This is a genomic window from Psychrobacter sp. Ps3, from assembly GCF_022129275.1.
In the GTDB taxonomy this organism is placed as follows: Bacteria; Pseudomonadota; Gammaproteobacteria; order Pseudomonadales; family Moraxellaceae; genus Psychrobacter; species Psychrobacter submarinus.
The window spans coordinates 66821-84836 of the sequence record NZ_JADQAL010000003.1 but is presented as its reverse complement, the minus strand read 5'-3'; the positions used below and the strand labels follow the sequence as shown (position 1 = coordinate 84836).

At 45.1% G+C, this 18016-nt stretch carries 16 protein-coding genes; 8 read left to right on the top strand and 8 right to left on the bottom strand.

Annotated features, from left to right (window positions below; genetic code table 11):
- Window positions 1–27: 27 nt before the first annotated feature.
- Both I3248_RS01755 and ybaK read right to left on the bottom strand, forming a co-directional pair.
- Window positions 28–399: a 5-carboxymethyl-2-hydroxymuconate Delta-isomerase gene (locus tag I3248_RS01755; RefSeq protein ID WP_238062310.1), complete on the bottom strand. Its 372-nt coding sequence runs from the start codon at window positions 397–399 to the stop codon at window positions 28–30.
- A gap of 71 nt (window positions 400–470) precedes the next feature.
- Entirely contained in the window at window positions 471–965 is a 495-nt protein-coding gene (gene ybaK, locus I3248_RS01750) for a Cys-tRNA(Pro) deacylase (protein WP_238062309.1), read from the bottom strand.
- 212 nt (window positions 966–1177) lie between these two features.
- Here ybaK and plsB point away from each other — a divergent pair, with 212 nt between their 5' ends.
- The gene (plsB, locus tag I3248_RS01745; RefSeq protein WP_238062308.1) at window positions 1178–3949 is read left to right on the top strand and encodes a glycerol-3-phosphate 1-O-acyltransferase PlsB; all 2772 of its coding nucleotides are present in this window, start codon (window positions 1178–1180) and stop codon (window positions 3947–3949) included.
- Window positions 3950–4052: 103 nt separating this feature from the next.
- Here plsB and ettA read toward each other — a convergent pair whose 3' ends face one another.
- Entirely contained in the window at window positions 4053–5714 is a 1662-nt protein-coding gene (gene ettA / locus I3248_RS01740) for an energy-dependent translational throttle protein EttA (protein ID WP_238062307.1), read from the bottom strand.
- 477 nt (window positions 5715–6191) lie between these two features.
- Between ettA and I3248_RS01735 the strand changes: the two genes are divergently transcribed.
- The gene (locus tag I3248_RS01735) at window positions 6192–6485 is read left to right on the top strand and encodes a GNAT family N-acetyltransferase (RefSeq protein WP_238062306.1); all 294 of its coding nucleotides are present in this window, start codon (window positions 6192–6194) and stop codon (window positions 6483–6485) included.
- A gap of 99 nt (window positions 6486–6584) precedes the next feature.
- Window positions 6585–6878 carry a 4a-hydroxytetrahydrobiopterin dehydratase gene (locus tag I3248_RS01730; RefSeq protein WP_201604024.1) on the top strand — a complete coding sequence of 98 codons (294 nt, stop codon included), beginning with the start codon at window positions 6585–6587 and terminating at the stop codon, window positions 6876–6878.
- Between the two features lie 114 nt (window positions 6879–6992).
- Here the strand turns inward: I3248_RS01730 and I3248_RS01725 are convergent, their stop codons facing one another.
- The gene (locus tag I3248_RS01725; protein ID WP_025646712.1) at window positions 6993–7148 is read right to left on the bottom strand and encodes a DUF1328 domain-containing protein; all 156 of its coding nucleotides are present in this window, start codon (window positions 7146–7148) and stop codon (window positions 6993–6995) included.
- A gap of 734 nt (window positions 7149–7882) precedes the next feature.
- Here I3248_RS01725 and I3248_RS01720 point away from each other — a divergent pair.
- The 3 genes from I3248_RS01720 (at window position 7883) to I3248_RS01710 (ending at window position 11290) form a co-directional block, all read left to right on the top strand.
- Window positions 7883–9148 carry a saccharopine dehydrogenase NADP-binding domain-containing protein gene (locus tag I3248_RS01720; protein ID WP_238062305.1) on the top strand — a complete coding sequence of 422 codons (1266 nt, stop codon included), beginning with the start codon at window positions 7883–7885 and terminating at the stop codon, window positions 9146–9148.
- Between the two features lie 511 nt (window positions 9149–9659).
- Window positions 9660–10469 carry a hypothetical protein gene (locus tag I3248_RS01715; RefSeq protein ID WP_238062304.1) on the top strand — a complete coding sequence of 270 codons (810 nt, stop codon included), beginning with the start codon at window positions 9660–9662 and terminating at the stop codon, window positions 10467–10469.
- Window positions 10470–10777: 308 nt separating this feature from the next.
- Window positions 10778–11290: a hypothetical protein gene (locus tag I3248_RS01710; protein WP_238062303.1), complete on the top strand. Its 513-nt coding sequence runs from the start codon at window positions 10778–10780 to the stop codon at window positions 11288–11290.
- 175 nt (window positions 11291–11465) lie between these two features.
- On the opposite strand, the gene I3248_RS01705 is transcribed toward I3248_RS01710, so the two are convergent.
- Window positions 11466–13988, bottom strand: a complete 2523-nt coding sequence (locus I3248_RS01705; protein ID WP_238062302.1) for a Tex family protein — start codon at window positions 13986–13988, stop codon at window positions 11466–11468.
- A gap of 426 nt (window positions 13989–14414) precedes the next feature.
- Here I3248_RS01705 and ompR point away from each other — a divergent pair, with 426 nt between their 5' ends.
- The gene (ompR, locus tag I3248_RS01700) at window positions 14415–15164 is read left to right on the top strand and encodes a two-component system response regulator OmpR (protein WP_025646717.1); all 750 of its coding nucleotides are present in this window, start codon (window positions 14415–14417) and stop codon (window positions 15162–15164) included.
- Window positions 15165–15187: 23 nt separating this feature from the next.
- Entirely contained in the window at window positions 15188–15883 is a 696-nt protein-coding gene (locus I3248_RS01695; RefSeq protein WP_238062301.1) for an exopolysaccharide biosynthesis protein, read from the top strand.
- A gap of 65 nt (window positions 15884–15948) precedes the next feature.
- Here I3248_RS01695 and I3248_RS01690 read toward each other — a convergent pair whose 3' ends face one another.
- From I3248_RS01690 to I3248_RS01680, 3 genes are all read right to left on the bottom strand, one after another.
- Complete coding sequence (locus tag I3248_RS01690) at window positions 15949–16215, bottom strand: DksA/TraR family C4-type zinc finger protein (RefSeq protein ID WP_025646719.1); 267 nt, start codon at window positions 16213–16215, stop codon at window positions 15949–15951.
- Between the two features lie 140 nt (window positions 16216–16355).
- Window positions 16356–17192: a YciK family oxidoreductase gene (locus I3248_RS01685; protein WP_025646720.1), complete on the bottom strand. Its 837-nt coding sequence runs from the start codon at window positions 17190–17192 to the stop codon at window positions 16356–16358.
- 63 nt (window positions 17193–17255) lie between these two features.
- Complete coding sequence (locus I3248_RS01680; RefSeq protein ID WP_238062300.1) at window positions 17256–17966, bottom strand: HAD-IA family hydrolase; 711 nt, start codon at window positions 17964–17966, stop codon at window positions 17256–17258.
- Window positions 17967–18016 lie beyond the last annotated feature (50 nt).

Below are 18016 nucleotides of genomic sequence, written 5' to 3'. Positions count from 1 at the left end.
GTATAAAACCTGCGACTCGATTGCTTATTATTCAAGCATTTGTTTATGATACACCGCGCTAATCTCTTCTACTTCAACGCATATCTGCAGCGCCGCGCGGCCTGACTGATCGCTTGCCAGCTCACCATTTATAGCGGTCACCAATATCTCAGCGAGCTGATTACGCGCTATGATATCACGCCCACTCATCAGTTTAAGATGCGCGTAAATAAAGCCATACTCTTGCTCATCATCTTCGACCCCAACTAAAAAACTATCGATAGGTAGCATACGCGCCTTAATATCGGTAGGCTTGCCGAAATGTCCGCTACTCCACAGTGCTTGGTTCAGTGTTTTTAAGAGTGTCTCAGGGCGCTCGATAGTGACATTAGGTGTGGCTTGAATAGTAAGATGCGGCATAGAATTTTCCTTATTAAAGTATTACATTTATAAAAAAGGGCTAGGCATAAATAAAGCTAGGTATAAAAAAGTTAGCAGTCGTTATCGATAATATCAGCAAACTGCGCCTTTAGGGTTGCCGCCAGCTCACTAGCCGGCAGCTCAATCTCTAGCCCGCGACGTCCAGCGCTCACATAGATGGTTGGGTGTTGCTGCGCACTACTATCAATCACTGTTGCTAGGCGCTTTTTTTGTCCTAACGGACTGACCCCGCCGAGTACATAGCCACTGCTACGCTGCACCTCTTGCGGCTCGGCCATTTGCACTTTTTTGCAAGATACAGTGTTATGCAAACATAACGCTTTAGCCGTTTTTTTAAAATTTAACGTGTTGTTTACTGGCAGCACTGCTACCGCCAATTGGCCATTGTCCGTCTTTACAATTAAGGTTTTAAAGACGCGTTCGGCGGCAACGCCTAGCTTTTCGGCGGCTTCTAGCCCGTAGGAGCTTGCGCTGGTTTCATGCGTATATTCATGTATGGTATACGTGAGCTTGAGTGTTTTGGCTAGATTAATAGCGGGAGTCATAAGCAGCTACCCCAAAGAATGAGTAAAAATGAAGCGTTTGAATGCCATTTATCTTAACCACTTTTTGTATCGATTAACATAGCTTGGCATAAGCATTTCGATGACTAATAGACTAATACTATTAGCTATAGATATTGATGAAGGCCATATATCGCTTTTTGTACTTTTGTGGCATCATAAGCGTATTACATTTTGCAGATATGATTTTAATTATGATACCCCGTTTCCTAAAAAAACGCTTTTTAAAAGCGTCGAGCGCTACCCCTACTGATAGCTCAGTGGCTACTAAAGCGACTACTTATCATGCTAAAGACGCGGACCAAGCCGTCGATATCTACGCTGATGACGATAAGCTGGCGAGCACCTCTTACAGTAAAGCGCCTATTAGCCAGATCTACCGCAAACTATCCGGAAAAGCACTTGGCGTCACGGTCAAACCTAAGCTATTAGGCGAGCTGCCTAAGCTTGCTAATGATGAGCAGACTCTGACTTTTTATGTACTGCAAGACTACTCACGCTCCAACAGTATCCTTATTGATTTGCAGACTAGTGAGTATCAGCTGCCGCCAGCTCTCGTTGGGGTAAAAGACTTAGCTCATGATATCGATGAAAACGCAGCTATTATCTTTTTGAACCATCCAAAAGCCACAGACGATCAGCTCTCACCGCGCCTAGCGCGTTTGGTTGCTGCCACGTTGCAGCATCCTGATCTCAATATCAGACTAGTGCCGGTATCGATTCTGTGGGGACGCGCGCCTGAAAAAGAAGACTCCTTATTTAAGCTACTCATGACAGACAACTGGGAAGACCCTAGTATCACTAAGCAGCTGTTCAATATCGGCGTCATGGGCCGCGACACTTTTGTACAGTTTCATGCGCCGCAGGACTTACGTACTATCGTGTATAACCAGTTAAATGATGATTCAGAGGAAGCGGATAACCCTAAGACTAACAAACCCCAGCAGGCAGCTAGTACTAACACGGCTTTGGTTGCGACCTTTGATGCCAATCGAGAACTACTGCGTAACCTACAATATCAGCTCGATCTGTATTTAGATAAGCAGCGCGCGAGTATGCTAGGGCCTGATTTGTCCGATAGACGTAACTTGGTCGACAAGCTGATTTATTCGCCCGCTATCAAACATGCTATCGAAAAAGAAGCCAGTGACACCGGCGTCTCTGAACATGAAGCGCGTGATGTCGCTCGCGGCTACGCCAATGAGATGGTCAATAACTACTCTTACTCGATTATCAGAGTCTTTGAGCGCTTTTTGACTTGGCTGTGGACACAGCTCTATGATGGCGTGGAAGTGCATCATTTTGAGCGGGTACGAGAGCTTGCCACCGATCACGAGATTATCTACGTGCCTTGTCATCGTAGTCATGTGGATTATTTATTATTGTCTTATGTGATCTATAAGCGCGGCTTGAGCATTCCTTATGTAGCAGCCGGTGATAACTTAGATGTGCCAGTATTAGGGCCGTTATTACGCGGCGCGGTCGCTTTTTATATTCGTCGTAGCTTTCGCGGTAACGCCTTGTATACAGCGGTGCTGCGCGAGTACATGCACACCTTAATCAGTCGTAGCACCCCTATTGAGTACTTCATTGAAGGCGGGCGTTCGCGCTCAGGTCGTCTGCTGCCGCCGAAGATGGGGATGCTAGCGATGACGGTACACAGTCAACTGCGCAAAACCAATAAGCCAGTTGTGTTTATTCCGACTTATATCGGTTACGAACGCATTATGGAGGGCGGCACTTATATCGGTGAGCTCAAAGGCAAGCCAAAAGAGTCAGAGTCGGTGGTTGGCTTATTAAAAGCCACCAAAAAGATCGAGCGTATCTTTGGTAATGTGCATCTAAGCTTCGGTACGCCGCTGCATTTGAGCGACTTTTTGCAAAAGTTCGAGGTAAAAGCAGACAGTCTACCTGCTGATCGTACAGATACGCCGCTCGATAACAAGGCTAGTGCGATGGTCGATAATATCGGCGTCAAAATTATGCAGCATATCAATAAGGCGGCAGTCGTCAATCCCGTTTCCTTATTGTCATTAGTGCTCTTATCAGCGCCAAAAGCGGCGCTCGATGAAGATATATGCCGCGAACAAATCGCTCTGTATCAAGGCATTGCCCGCTCCCTGCCTTATGCCGATGATACGGTTGTGACCGATATGAGTCCCCAAGACATCATCGATTATGGTATCAAGCTCAAGCTCATCGAGCGCATACCGCATATCTTAGGAGATATCATTCAAGTCGCAGGCAAGCAAGCAGCGCTGCTCAGTTACTTCCGTAACAACATTTTGCATGTCTTTATCCTACTCTCTTTCTTAGCTGCGCTCGTCGCTCGTAATGGCCGTATTGAGCGTAGCCGCTTAGATAATATCGTCTCGCAGCTGTATCCGTTTTTGCAAGGTGAGCTATTTTTATATTATTCAGCGCAGAGCCTGCAAGCGGTCCTCAATCAAAAGATAGATAACTTGATTGACCATGGGCTAATTGTTGAATTAGAAGATGGCGTCCTCAGCGCCCCTGAAACGAACAGTAGCCGCTATCAGCAGCTACAAGTACTCGCGACACCTATCGAGCAAAGCCTTGAACGTTACTTTATGACGCTAGCGCTGCTTGCACAGCAAGGCTCAGGCAATCTAACTGAAAGCGAAGTGGTCGATCTGTGCCATCTATTGGGTCAACGTCTATCTGTGCTCTATGCCGATGATATTCCTGACTTCTTTGATCGCTCACTATTTACGAGCTTCGTCAATGCCCTTATTCGTCTCAACTATGTACAAAAAGATGCAGAGACTGGCGTACTAAGCTTCGATCAGCGTATCAATAATATCGCTCATCATGCCAAGTACATTTTGACCCCTGATATGATGCAAATCTTGCAACAAGTGGCTAGTCTCGATGACACAGAGATTACCCACGCTATTACCGAGATTAGTAATAAAAAACAGCGTAAGTTTGGCCGTAAACGCTGATTACCTTACTATCTATCACGCTTCACTATCTATAACGCTTCAAAAAAAAGACCGCTAGTTGATAGCGGTCTTTTTGTGTACTAACATAAAGCGACTTTTTCGCTTAATTGGTGATTTTCTTATACTTCATGCGCTTAGGGCCAGCTTCATCGCCCATAGTCTTTTTGCGGTACGCTTCAAACTCAGTGTAGTTACCGTCAAACCAAATCGGACCTTCTTCTTCAAAGGCTAAGATATGAGTGGCGATACGGTCCAAGAACCAGCGGTCATGCGAGACCACCATGACTGTACCTGGGAACACTTGAATAGCGTCTTCTAGCGCACGCAAGGTCTCGATATCCAAATCGTTAGAGGGCTCATCGAGTAATAGGACGTTCGCGCCTTGCTTCAAGGTCTTCGCCAGCTGCAAGCGGTTACGCTCACCACCTGAGAGCTGACCGACGTGCTTTTGTTGGTCTGAACCTTTAAAGTTAAAACGGCCAATATAAGCACGACTTGGCGTGGTATAGTCGCCAACGGTGATAATATCTAAACCATCAGAGATCTCTTCCCAGACGGTTTTTTTGTCATCGAGGTTATCACGTACCTGGCCGACATAAGCGACCTTAACGCTTTCGCCTAGATCGACAGAGCCGGTATCAGGAGTATCACGCTCAGTAATCATGTTAAACAGCGTGGTTTTACCCGCACCATTCGGACCGATAATACCGACGATAGCGCCCGCTGGTACATTGAAGCTAAGGTCTTTATACAGCAGACGATCGCCAAAAGATTTGGAGATGTTATTGACCTCGATAACCTTATTACCTAGACGCGGACCGGGCGGAATATAAATCTCTGAGGTCTCATTTCGCTGCTGGAATTCTTTTGAGTTCAGCTCTTCAAAACGCTGTACGCGCGACTTAGACTTCGCTTGCTGACCCTTTTGATTTTTACGAATCCACTCAAGCTCTTTTTTCAGCGCTTTGGCAAACGACTCTTCTTGCTTCTGTTGTTCCTCTAAGCGCTTGTTTTTTTGCTCTAACCACTCAGTATAGTTACCTTCATACGGGTAGCCATAGCCTCGGTCAAGCTCCAAAATCCACTGCGCCACATTATCCAAGAAATAACGATCATGAGTAATGGCAACGATAGTGCCGCTATAGTTTTGCAAGAATTGCTCAAGCCAAGCGACTGATTCGGCGTCCAGATGGTTAGTAGGCTCATCGAGTAGCAGCATATCGGGGCGTGACAGTAGTAGGCGACATAAAGCAACACGGCGTTTTTCACCACCTGATAGCTTACTGACATCAGCATCCCAAGGCGGTAGACGTAGCGCGTCAGCGGCTTTTTCCAGCTGCGGCTCTAGGTTATGCGCATCCCAAGTTTGGATGATATCTTCCATCTTGCCCTGCTCTTCTGCGAGCTTATCAAAATCGGCATCCGGTTCAGCATACTCAGCATAGATTTGGTCTAAGCGCGCTAACGCATCTAACGCCTCACGCATGCCGTCCTCGACATTGCCGCGCACATCTTTGCTGTCATCGAGTTGTGGCTCCTGCGGCAAGTAACCAATCTTTGTGCCTGTCTGCGCACGTGCTTCACCGCTGAACTCAGTATCCACACCCGCCATAATACGTAGCAAGGTCGACTTACCTGCCCCATTGATACCTAAGACACCAATTTTGGCACCCGGGAAAAAGGACAGATTGATATTTTTTAGAATTTCGCGCTTAGGCGGAACAAGTTTTGACACGTTGTTCATCGTGTAGATATATTGAGCCATTAACACTCCGCTGGACTATATAAAAGAGGCGAGTAAAACCATTTTTATCAAAAAACTGAATAAAAACAGTGTTTATGACGCCTCAGAATAAATAATATGAGTTTTCACTCATTATCGCATTGAAGCGCACCCCCTGCAAGCTGACAGCGCGCTTTGTGGTATGTTTTGTACTTGGTTTAGCCTTGGGTTGGCCTATATATAAGCTCAATACTAGCCTGATAGGACAAGGATCGTCTAATTGGTGTTAGAAATAGGATTTGTGTTGGAGATAGCCAAATAGCTGAATAATAAAAGTCGCATAAAGTGCAGACCATATAAATACGACAGCTGTTTTAACATTTGCTGTAACTATTCTTACTATAACTGCAGTAAAGTTACTAGTATGATGAGGGTTAAAGATTTTATAATAAATGGGATAATTAACAGGGACTGCGATTAATAAGTAGTGCCATAACAATAACTAAATAAGGAATATTTATGAGTAACCAACAAGCGAAAAACGATTTACAGATTAGTCATAATGAGCAAGCCAATCGTTTTGAGACCACTATTGACGGGCAGACAGGTTATATCAGTTATCAAGATCAAGGCAACACCTTAATCTATGATCATACTATCGTACCGCAGGCTCTAGGCGGACGCGGCGTGGGCTCAGCATTAGTCAAACATGCCTTGAATTACGCTCGTGAGCATGATAAAAAAGTCGTTCCACAGTGCTCTTTTGTAGAGGCTTATATCAATAAGCACCCTGAGTATCAAGATTTAGTATAGTCAGTCTTGCGTAGACCGTTTTGAAGAGTATTTGTTAGTGATTACTACAACCGCGGGCGCTATACTAGAGTGACCGCTATAATAATAAAGGATATTGCTATGAGTAGTTTATCTGAAAAACAAGTCGACCTGCAGCTGCAAGACTTACCAGGATGGCAGCGTGATGGAAACAGTATTGTAAAATCGTTCGAATTTAATGACTTTGTAGAAGCCATCAGCTTTATGACCCAAGCGGCTTTTTATGCTGAAGCATTAGAGCATTATCCTGAATGGCAGAATAATTATAATACTGTCAAAGTCCGGCTGACTACTGATGATACAGGTGGTATTAGTAGTTTAGATATTCGCTTGGCGAAGCGTATGCAGCATATCGTACAGCCCACAAGACTCTAAAAGAGGCTTATTTAACCTAGATAACCACCATAAAAAGATAACTAGCATAAAAAACGTCCTTCAGTAGGACGTTTTTCTTTTTAACAATGGTTTGTCTAATGCTTGTCTTACTGACTACATTTTGCGACCGACAAAAGCCACAATGAATAAAATGACGGCAACCACTAAGAAAATGTATGCCAAGTTCGACGATAATCCTGCAACACCACCAAAACCTAACAAGCTAGCGATAAGTGCGATAACAGCGAAAATAATAGCCCAGCGAAACATATTGCTTCTCCTCGAATTAACTTTAAAACTTTAATGCACTCAATTACTATAAAGCGCTTACGCGGTCAGTATCTAGTTTCTTTAATACTTGCTTTTAATAGCGCTTAGAAAGTAATACTAAAAGCCATGAGTGATTAAAGTGTTTAATTGATAAAGTATTTATTACATTATAAAAATTATTGTTAAAAGCCCAAAGCCTCGGTATGAGGTTTGGCTTACGAGAATAGATTAGCAACTTTATATGGTTACTTTAAACCCAAGCTACGTTGATTTTAGTAAGCATCGGGCTATGTTGTGTAACCTATGTAGCTAGTGCTTTAGTTTTGTAGCACTTTGACAGGGTTCATCAATATTGTTGGAGCTTATATACAACTGTATGACATATACCTATGAGCAAAATAGATAACAGCATACAATACTATTGAATGACTGCATAGGTGACTCGTTTCACCTGTGGCAAGCGCTTTAGACCTTTAAAATACAATCTGCTGCTACCACCTATAGTATTGAGTATGACAACGGAAGCTGCTCTATTTTATTAAGGTAGCTTCATCATTATTTAGTACTACCCGGCCTAAAATAATGTGTAACAAAGTGGCGTAACGTGACTTATTGTTAGTCTGTGACTTATTATTAGTCTGTGGCTTAGAATTTATGAGTCCGTGACTTAATATAGCTACTAGTCTCGTTATCGCAAATCTAGATTTATCACCTAATGTATAAGGAAATTGAATATGGCTAACTCTGTAGAAAAACAAGACAATCGTCCCTACGCTGTGGTTCTGTATGGTGCTACAAGCTTTGTAGGTCAGATTACTGCTAAATACTTATCCCAGTTTTTAGCAGACTCTAATGATGTCGAATGGGCCATCGCTGGACGCGACGAAGAAAAATTAAAAAAACTCCAATCTGAGATCAGTGACTCAGGCTCAGCTAAAAAGGTCGATATCATCATTGCTAATAGTAATGATGAGGCGAGCCTCGATGAGATGACCAAGCAAGCTAAGGTGGTGATTTCAACCGTCGGCCCTTATCTAAAATACGGCGAGCCGTTGATCAAATCATGTGCCAATAACGGTACTGACTATGTCGATTTAACCGGCGAAGCGATTTTCATCAAAGACATGATGGACAAGTATCAAGATACAGCGAGCCAGAGTGGCGCTCGTATCGTGAACTCTTGTGGTTTTGACTCTATTCCCTCAGACTTGGGTGTGTATTTCACTCAGCAGCAGGCCGAAAAGCAGTTTGATGAGGTTTGTGAAAAGATTCATATGCGCGTCAAAGCAGCCAAGGGCGGTTTATCTGGCGGTACGGTTGCGTCTATGGCGACTATTTTTGAAGAGGTTGGCAAAGACAAATCACGCCGTAAGCAAGTTGCTAATCCATATCTGCTCAACGACGATGCTGATGCGCCAAATGTGCGTCAAAAAAATGTCAGCAAACCTGAATATGACAGCGAGCATGGCCGCTGGTTGGCTCCTTTTGTAATGGCCAGTATCAACACCCGTATCGTCCATCGTACCAATCAGCTTACAGATTATGAGTATGGTCGTGAGTTCAAATATGACGAAGCAATGTGGATGAAAGATGGCGTCAAAGGTCAGCTGACGAGCTATGCTTTGAGTGCAGGATTATTCGGGTTTGCCACTACTATGATGTTCAAGCCTAGCCGCGAATTACTCTCTAAGCACGTACTACCAAAATCAGGCTCTGGCCCTTCTAAATCAGAGCAAGAAAATGGCTATTTCGATATTCGCTTCTTCGGTTATACCGCAAGTAACGACTCTATCAGTACAAAAGTGACCGGCGATAGAGATCCAGGTTATGGCAGTACATCAAGAATGCTGGCGCAGTCTGCTCTTTGTTTGGCGCAAGACATCTCGCACAAGGATGTTAAAGGCGGATTCTGGACGCCTGCATCTGCGATGGGCGATAAGCTTATCGCTCGCCTTGAGGAGCATTCTGGCCTGAGCTTTGAAGTGGTAGAAGATAAGTAATCTGTCTATAGCTATCATTTGTAAATACTGTTTAGCAGCTAGCTAGTTTAGCTTGATCCAGCCTATATAATACTGATGACCGCATTCTATCCATAAATAGAATGCGGTTTTTTTATTTAGGCCATCTCTTATAAGTGTGGGCAGTGGTGCAATCTGTTACCGGTTATCTGGCTTGTTTGACATATACAATGTTATCAAATACTAACAACGTATCACTTGCGTAAATGACACTGCTGATTTTTAGATATTCAACACATAATGCTACACATTGTTAGCCGAATGACACAGCGATGCTTTATGTGCTCAAGTAGTATTGTTTGTGTCTAGGCGTTAGTCATTGCTAATAAGCACTTACCAATTAGTAAAAGCTAAGTACTGTAAGTGTCTATCTCCTAGGAGATGGTTCTGTCTAAATAATAAAGTCGCTTCAACAAGATAAAAACCGACTAGCGTTTAAGAGTAACTATGAGTTTTGCTAAACACTAATGATAATAATTGAGAGGGAATAATTATGAAATTCAATGTATTAACAGCAGCTGTATTCACTTCAGGCCTTGCTATGGCAGGCGTTAACGCCAACGCCGCTATGACTACAGATGGTAATGGTAACGTCGGTTATGACACTTATGATGAATGTGTCATGGCAGTTAAAGATGGCTCAGCGAAATACTATACACCTTATACTTACCAAGAGCCTATGCCGCGTGCAGGTGAAGCTAGCGTTGCAAAGATGCGTTTATCAGAGGTCATGATTCCTGAACGCGTCGTTAGTGATAATAACTTACGTACCGCTGACTATGAGGCAGGCGCTTGTGATCTAGGCGTAGGTCAATCAAATGGTCGTTATGGTGTTTCTGGCGCATTAGTCGGTAAATATGTTCCTTTCGCAGCTGACATGCCAGTGAACGTCTATATGGACAGCAGTGGTAACCCAGTACGCGTGACTATGCAGCAATGTGATAACCACTTTGGTAGCAACTTCCCTACTCCCGTTATCAGTGAAATAAAAGCACCAGAAGCGCAAGTTGCTATCGCTGAAGCGCGTAGTATCGAGCCAGTAGTCGTACAGACCAGACGTGTTATCCGTCCTTCTACTTATAGCGTGAAAGAAGTAATCGTCGCTCCTGCAGACCAGATACAGCGCGTTGATACCAATGCAGGTACTGCCATCGCTATTCAAGATGGTCGCCAGACAGCTATCGTCGGTCAAGAAGTAGATCCTGCTATCTTAAATCAAACCGAAGTGGATCAAACTTTCCCAGTGATTCGCGTTCCTGATGCTGACGAGATGCCTCAGGTAACGAAAGAGGTAAATGAATAAGGGATTGGCATATAACCTGTTTTAAATATGCGCTCAAAGCGCCAAAAAACGAAGATAACCAAAGACAAGCTTGGATAGATATTGTCGCAAATGTATTACCAACGTTTCATAATGTCACAAGCAAACACCAAGCTGTTAGAACCTTAATGACTTTACTACTGAAATACTGGCCCTAGAGCTGGTATTTTGCGTTTGGGAATAATAACAAGATCGTATCAACACATAAGGTAGTGACTCAAAGTTCACCATCTTATGCGCGGATTTGTGGTTTTGTACATAATCATCTTATTATATTTTGGATTTTTATTATGAAAAACACGGCTTTATCACTACTTATGGGTGCGGCGCTTATCTTACCAACCATGGCGATGGCAGCCCCAGTCAACACAGCAGAGGTGACCCCAGCGGATAAACTGGCCGAACCCGTAGACAATACCTTACAAGCTGAAGTCGAAGGCCCAGATGGTGAGTTACTGGCCACTCAACCTGGCGCTGTAGAAAGTGAAGAGGCAGTTGCTATCACAGATGCAGCAGCCATGGAGATGGCGACTAACGAAGCTACTGAGGAAGAAAATGATGTAATGGCAGCGGCTGGCATGCAACCTGCGCAAACCGAGCAGCCTGCACCAGCACTCAACATGCAGCACAGTGATGCAAACTATCAGCCACTATTGGCAGGTGAAGGCGCAACCGACGACGAAGCTGCCAACACAGAAATCACATTACAAGAAAAGAAAAAAGACAAGCGTGGTGAGCTACTCGCAACGCAGCCTGCGGATGTCGAGTTTAAAGAAAATCGCCGTATCGCTATCGCACGCTAAGATTTGGGCGCAATAATAGTGTCTCGATAATAATAGCAGCGCCTCAACTATAGCCTCGCTAACAAACAGCATAAACACAGATAGTATTTTGCCTAGTAAGGCACAATTGATACAAGCGTATGATACAAAAAAGGCAGCCCAATGACTGCCTTTTTTCTATTTTTTATAATACTGATTATTTTTTGCTTTTGGTCACGCCGGCTTCTTGTAACAGTGCGCCCAAAGTACCCATTTTGGCTGGTGCGTCGGCTTTTGGAGCCTTGCTGCGGTTAGAGGCACTGTCATTAGCTTGACGATGGTCACGCGGTTTTGTTGCACGCTTATCCGCTGGGCGCTTGTTGTTTGGACGATTACTGCGCGGGCGGCTCGCTTTTTCATCACCACCAGTATTGCGGGTCGCAGGCTTGGCGGCTGGCCGCGCTGATTTTTCTGCTTCAGGCTTCATGCTAAAGCCAATGCGTCCACGCGGCTCATCGACGGAGATGACACGTACGGAGACGATGTCGCCTGGTTTGACCCGATTCATCGGATCAGCGACAAAATCATTAGCCATCTGCGAGATGTGCACTAGTCCATCTTGATGCACACCCACATCTACAAAACAGCCAAAAGCCGTCACATTCGTCACGACGCCCTCAAGCGTCATCCCTTCTTCTAGATCTTTGATACTATTAACATCATCGCGGAAGCTTGCTGTCTTAAACTCAGGACGCGGATCACGAGCTGGTTTGGCAAGCTCTTCTATTATCGCCTTGACACTGATGTTGTCATCATTAGCAGCGATAGCGCTAGTATCTATACTATTAAGCACCCCATCATTACCGATGATCTCGCTTAAATCTTTATTGGTATGTTCAAGTAAGCTATTCACCAGCTCGTAACTCTCAGGGTGTACGCCAGTGGCATCCAGCGGGTTGCTACCACCGTGGATACGCAAAAACCCTGCCGCTTGCTCAAAGGTCTTGACCCCGAGGCGTGGCACGTTTTTGAGGGCTTCACGGTTAGCAAAAGCGCCGTGCTCTTTGCGGTAAGTCACAATTTGCTGAGCGACGTTTTTGTTTAGACCCGCGATGTGCGTCAGTATTGCTGGGCTTGCCGTATTGACATCGACGCCTACCGCATTGACGCTATCTTGGGTGACTTTATCTAGACTATCGGCCAACTGGTTTTGATTGACGTCGTGCTGATATTGCCCAACGCCAATCGCCTTTGGATCGACTTTGACAAGCTCAGATAACGGATCTTGCAGACGACGAGCAATAGATACCGCGCCGCGGACCGAGACGTCTAAGTCAGCCAACTCATCACTTGCCAGCTCACTGGCAGAATAGACCGAAGCGCCAGACTCATTAACGATAACCGCTTTGGCTTGTAGTGACGGGTTAGCCGACAAAATCTCTTTTATCATAGCGTCAGTTTCGCGGCTGGCGGTACCGTTACCTATCGCGACCAAATCGACATTATAAGTACTTAATAGCTCATCGATAAGCGCCTTAGCCTCATCCATTTTGTTATCTGGAGCAAAAGGATACACAGTAGCGATAACGGGCTTATCGCTACTATCCAGCATGACATGACCTTGCGCATCGATGATTGCCATCTTGACGCCATGACGAATACCAGGGTCAACACCTAAGATCACTTTTGGACCTGCGGGTGCTGACATCAGCAGATGCTGCAAATTGTTAGCAAAAACATCGATCGCGTCAGCTTCTGCGGCTAGGCGCTTTTCGGTCAACAAGCGATGCTCAATATGCGGACGCCATTTGTCTTTCCATAAGCTGTTTGCAGCCTCAATAAGGAACTCACGGCGCTCGCTTGGCGCTGTCGCATCAATATTAAAGTGGTTGATAATTTTTTCGATAAAGGGTGCATCTTCGCCATCGACTTTTATACCTAAGACGTTCTCTTGACGACCGCGTAGCATGGCTAGCAGGCGATGATTGGGCAGACGCGCTAAGCTCTCGCTATGATCAAAGTAGTCTTTGAACTTCTCGCCGACTTCGCGCTTTTCTTCACTAGCAACCGCTGTCACGACACTAGCGGTTTTGGCAAAGCCGCTACGCAGACTATCGAGTAGATCAAGCGCCTGCGTCCACTCATCAACGATGATGGCCTGAACACCGGCCAGCTGCTTATCAAGGTCGCTAAAGTCAACATCGATCTCATTACCGCTATCGTCGGTGACGCTGCTAGGCAGCTGATAGTCCGCTAGCGCCTGCGTCGGCGTAATCTCTTGTGTTAATAGGGCTTTTGCTGCGCTGTCTAAACCGGCTGCGCGGGCCTTGGCTGCAGGGGAGCGACGACGCGGACGATAAGGTAAGTAGATATCTTCTAGCTCAAGTTTTGACGCTGCATTATCAATACGGGCTTGCAGCTCATCCGTGAGTGTGCCTTGTGCACGTAGCAGCTCAGTGATCTTTAGGCGACGACTGGCCATATCGCGCTCATAGCTGAGCGACTTCTCTAATGCTCTGAGCTGAGCATCGTCAAGGTTTTGCGTTTTTTCTTTACGATAACGCGCAATAAAAGGAACCGTTGCGCCTTCATCGAAAAGTTTGACAAATGCGTTGACTTGAGCCGTCTTAATACCAAGCTTGCGGGCAAGCTTGTCGTGGATATTGGCTTGTGTGGTTGCATCTAATCCCTGCGCATTTGCTGAGACTGCCGATGACGTTAAGCTATCAGTGCTACTCATATACGTATCAATCGTTGAGAAATGGTGATTGGCATTATAGCAAAAGCTGACTGATTTATAATCCTTTTTATACTTACGGCGTATATCCTTGTATTTTATGGATGAAATAGCGTTTTTTTGGGCTAAAACGATGCAAAATTGAACAAATAAATAATTTATTTACCCCGTTAAACAAACGCATACAGCATTTCAGTGAACAAGTGATGCAATTAGTAGCGCAATCTTATACACTGAGGTAATACCTTTATAGCTTTAAAAGTAATCCTAGAATATAGAAAAATATAGGATAAATAAGGCCTTTAGAGAGTAGACGGCTCAATAAAAGCGATAACATAAATTTAAGGTTACTGCATAACGACGAATAACTGGGTTATACACCCATTGCCACTATTTTTATAATAATAACCTTCACTAAAGGATATCTATATGACTGATAATAAAAGCTCCGATACTCTGACTCAGCGTATCTTAGTCGTTGATGATGATGCGCGTCTGCGCTCTTTGCTTCAGCGCTTTTTGGAAGATGATGGCTTTGTGGTACGTACCGCCCATGATGGCAGTCAGATGGATAAGCTCATGCAGCGCGAGCTATTTTCTTTAGTCGTTCTCGATTTGATGCTGCCAGGTGAAGACGGTATCAGTATCTGTAAGCGCTTGCGCGAAGATAACGCCGACATCCCGATCATTATGCTGACCGCAAAAGGCGGCGATGCCGATCGTATCGCTGGACTAGATGCCGGCGCTGATGATTATCTACCAAAACCTTTTAATCCAAAAGAGCTACTCGCCCGCATCAAAGCAGTACTTCGTCGACAGAACCGCGAATTACCCGGCGCGCCAAGCCATCAGCTAGAAGTGGTTGAGTTTGGTCCTTGGACGCTTGATTTGTCTACCCGCACCCTTAAACGCGACGGTAATGTAGTCACGCTGACCACTGGCGAATTTTCGGTACTCAAAGCTTTGGTACAGCATCCACGCGAGCCTTTAACCCGCGATAAGCTAATGAATCTTGCGCGAGGCCGCGAATGGGGCGCTATGGAGCGCTCTATCGATGTGCAAGTATCGCGTCTGCGCCGTTTGATCGAAGACAATCCTTCACAAGCTCGCTATATTCAAACCGTTTGGGGTGTGGGCTACGTATTCGTTCCAGACGAAGCGGATGCTGAAGATGAGTAAGGCGTAAGCGCTCAGGAGCTATGGTGACAGACAATAACGCTTCCCCTTCCAACTCTAATGCTGGTACAGACCGTAATCAAGCGGCTTTAGATGAGCATGACAATGCTCATTATGATAAAGGTGATTCAAAGTCGGATCCCTCTTCATCAGAGCACAGCTTGACTGCGGTACTTGAGCAATTAGAACCTAATGAAGATGCTGATAAGATCAGTATCGGCGATATTATGGATTCGCTGAATTCAAAAGGCTTTGGACCTCTGATATTTGCCCCTGCACTTATTGCTATTATGCCAACCGGAGGTATCCCCGGAGTGCCGACTATTTGCGGCGTGATTATTACTTTGATAAGCGTTCAGATGCTATTTGGCAAAGAGCGTCCTTGGCTGCCGCAGTTTGTTGATAATATCTCTTTTGATGAAGACAAGCTGCATAAAGGTGTGAATATCGCCTCAAAAGCCACAAAATGGATTGATAAACTGGTTAAGCCTAGACTCAAGTCGCTGACCTCTGACAAGGCAAAAAAGGTGGCAGCAGCCCTTTGTATCTTTGCCGCTCTTGCTATGATTCCGCTTGAGCTTGTGCCTTTTGCAGTTATGATACCGGCAGCCTCAGTGATTTTATTTGCTATCTCTTTGATTACTGAAGATGGCTATGTATTTTTAGCCGGTTTACTGCTCAATTTAGCAACTATTTACTTTTTGATTACTCAAGTACTGTGACAAAAAGTGCTGTGACAAAAAAACCAACCGCGTCAGGTTGGTTTTTTATTATAAGTTTATGCTTATCAGCGCAGTTGACTGTCCTTACTACCCCGGCGATTAAATAGCTCAGAGGCTTTAGCATCTTGTTCAAGCTCGCTTTGGCAGCCGATACAATGCTGCACACCTGGTACGGCTACTCTTCGCGCTTCTGGTATTGGCTCGCCGCATTCATCACAATACTCCGCACTCTCCCCTGTCGGTAGTGCTTGGCGTACCCGATCTAACGCATCATTGACCGTAGCATCCATTTGTTCGTGCTCTGCACCATCTCTTGACCATCCACCTGCCATAACTTTACTCCTCACCGCTCTATCTATATTTATCATAAAATCCTTTGATTACAGATAGATGGGGCATAGTAGTTTGTATTTCAATGCATGGCTGTTAGGTAGATACAGAAGAGTTTGGACAGTGCAGGCTACACTTAAGTTTATGGTTTGGGCTGCAGCGCTACTACTTGACCGCGCACACCGATACTCTCATCACTCATTAAGCAAACATAACCTGGCATAATGTCTTCCGGCGTTTTGAGGCTCATAGGGCTCTCTCCCGGATAGGCATGCGCGCGCATATTGGTACGAGTACCGCCTGGGTTGATGCAGTTAAAACGCAGGTTCGTGGTGTTTTGCGTCTCTTGAGTGAAGATATCACTCATTCCTTCTAGCGCTTGCTTAGATAGAGCATACGCGCCCCAAAAAGCGCGAGGATACGTACCGACTGTGCTTGAGGTAAAGACAATAGAGCCATTGTTGGCATCTTTTAGCAGTGGCAGTAGCGCTTGAGTCAGCTTAAAGGTAGCGGTGAAATTTATCTGCATCACCTTGGCAAACATATCGACGTCGTACATCTCAAGCGGGGTCAACGCGCCTAAGATACCTGCATTATGCAGAAGACCGTCTAATTGACCAAACTCCTTATCGATTAGCCGTTCCAGCTTTTGCATCTCATCATAACTGGCCGTTTCGAGATCCATAGGTAAAATAGCGGGCTGCTTACCGCCCATACTTTCGATTTCATCATAGACTGCTTCAAGCTTACTAGTCGTGCGGCCTAAGAGTAGTACCGTTGCACCAAAACGTGCATAAGTTAAAGCGGCAACTCGGCCAATACCATCCCCTGCTCCAGTCACTAGAATCACTTTGCCCTCTAAGCTGTCATCTTCTGCGACAAAATTACGGATTTGCTCATGACTCAAAGGCTGATAGCTATTTTCATTTGTTGTATTCTGCTCAGAGTTTTTCTCAGTACTGCTTGTAGTGTTGTTCATGGTATTACTCACTGCTATCGATAGGGTTTAGACGAGATTGACTAATTTAAAAAGCGCGACTGTTTACAAATAATCAAAATTACCAGACCTTAATAATAATTGCTTAAGCTGCTTTGGCGTTTTGACAATATGAGATGCGCCCCACTTTTTTAGGTTAGGCTGATCTTCTGCTGGGATATAGCCATAAGCCGCTAGAATGGTAGGCATGCCAGCGGCATTGCCCGCTTCGATATCGCGTATATGATCGCCAACATACAGCACACAAGCAGAGCCGCCACGCGCTATGCCTAGTTTTTCTAGCGCCAGATACATAGGCTCAGGATCAGGCTTAGTACGTGATACATCTTCAGGGCAGACCAGTACCGAACAGCGCTCATCGAGCTGCAGTTTACTTAGTAGTAGCTCTGCTAAGTGGCGGGGTTTGTTCGTGACGATGCCCCAAGGGGTGCCGTTTTTTTCAAGGGTCTGTAGTAACTCGTCAAGCTCAGCAAAAACACAACTATCGACACAGATATCGGCCTCATAATCATCCAAGAACTGCTGCCGATAAGTGAGTAGCTCCTCTTCAGTGAAGCCGACTTGACCATTATGCTCTAGCATGAGCTTGACCATTGCTGAGGCACCAGCAGAGACTTGCTGGCGAATATCGGCATCACTTGGCGCTTGCCACTCATTCTCTTGGCTCATCTTGCCAATGATACGCACAAAATCAGCAGCAGTATCGATCAAAGTACCATCTAGATCGAAGAGTACCGCCTTCACAAAATTAGTCATAGTCGCTGCCTTAATTGATGAGTATTATGCTGTTATAAAAGACCCGTTTA

Coding starts and splice junctions, on each gene's coding strand:
- I3248_RS01720 (WP_238062305.1), top strand. CDS start 7,883: ATGGCTAACTCTGTAGAAAAACAAGACAATCGTCCCTACGCTGTGGTT.
- I3248_RS01730 (WP_201604024.1), top strand. CDS start 6,585: ATGAGTAGTTTATCTGAAAAACAAGTCGACCTGCAGCTGCAAGACTTA.
- ybaK (WP_238062309.1), bottom strand. CDS start 965: ATGACTCCCGCTATTAATCTAGCCAAAACACTCAAGCTCACGTATACC.
- I3248_RS01705 (WP_238062302.1), bottom strand. CDS start 13,988: ATGAGTAGCACTGATAGCTTAACGTCATCGGCAGTCTCAGCAAATGCG.
- I3248_RS01725 (WP_025646712.1), bottom strand. CDS start 7,148: ATGTTTCGCTGGGCTATTATTTTCGCTGTTATCGCACTTATCGCTAGC.
- ettA (WP_238062307.1), bottom strand. CDS start 5,714: ATGGCTCAATATATCTACACGATGAACAACGTGTCAAAACTTGTTCCG.
- I3248_RS01735 (WP_238062306.1), top strand. CDS start 6,192: ATGAGTAACCAACAAGCGAAAAACGATTTACAGATTAGTCATAATGAG.
- I3248_RS01715 (WP_238062304.1), top strand. CDS start 9,660: ATGAAATTCAATGTATTAACAGCAGCTGTATTCACTTCAGGCCTTGCT.
- I3248_RS01710 (WP_238062303.1), top strand. CDS start 10,778: ATGAAAAACACGGCTTTATCACTACTTATGGGTGCGGCGCTTATCTTA.
- plsB (WP_238062308.1), top strand. CDS start 1,178: ATGATACCCCGTTTCCTAAAAAAACGCTTTTTAAAAGCGTCGAGCGCT.
- I3248_RS01680 (WP_238062300.1), bottom strand. CDS start 17,966: ATGACTAATTTTGTGAAGGCGGTACTCTTCGATCTAGATGGTACTTTG.
- I3248_RS01685 (WP_025646720.1), bottom strand. CDS start 17,192: ATGAACAACACTACAAGCAGTACTGAGAAAAACTCTGAGCAGAATACA.
- I3248_RS01690 (WP_025646719.1), bottom strand. CDS start 16,215: ATGGCAGGTGGATGGTCAAGAGATGGTGCAGAGCACGAACAAATGGAT.
- ompR (WP_025646717.1), top strand. CDS start 14,415: ATGACTGATAATAAAAGCTCCGATACTCTGACTCAGCGTATCTTAGTC.
- I3248_RS01755 (WP_238062310.1), bottom strand. CDS start 399: ATGCCGCATCTTACTATTCAAGCCACACCTAATGTCACTATCGAGCGC.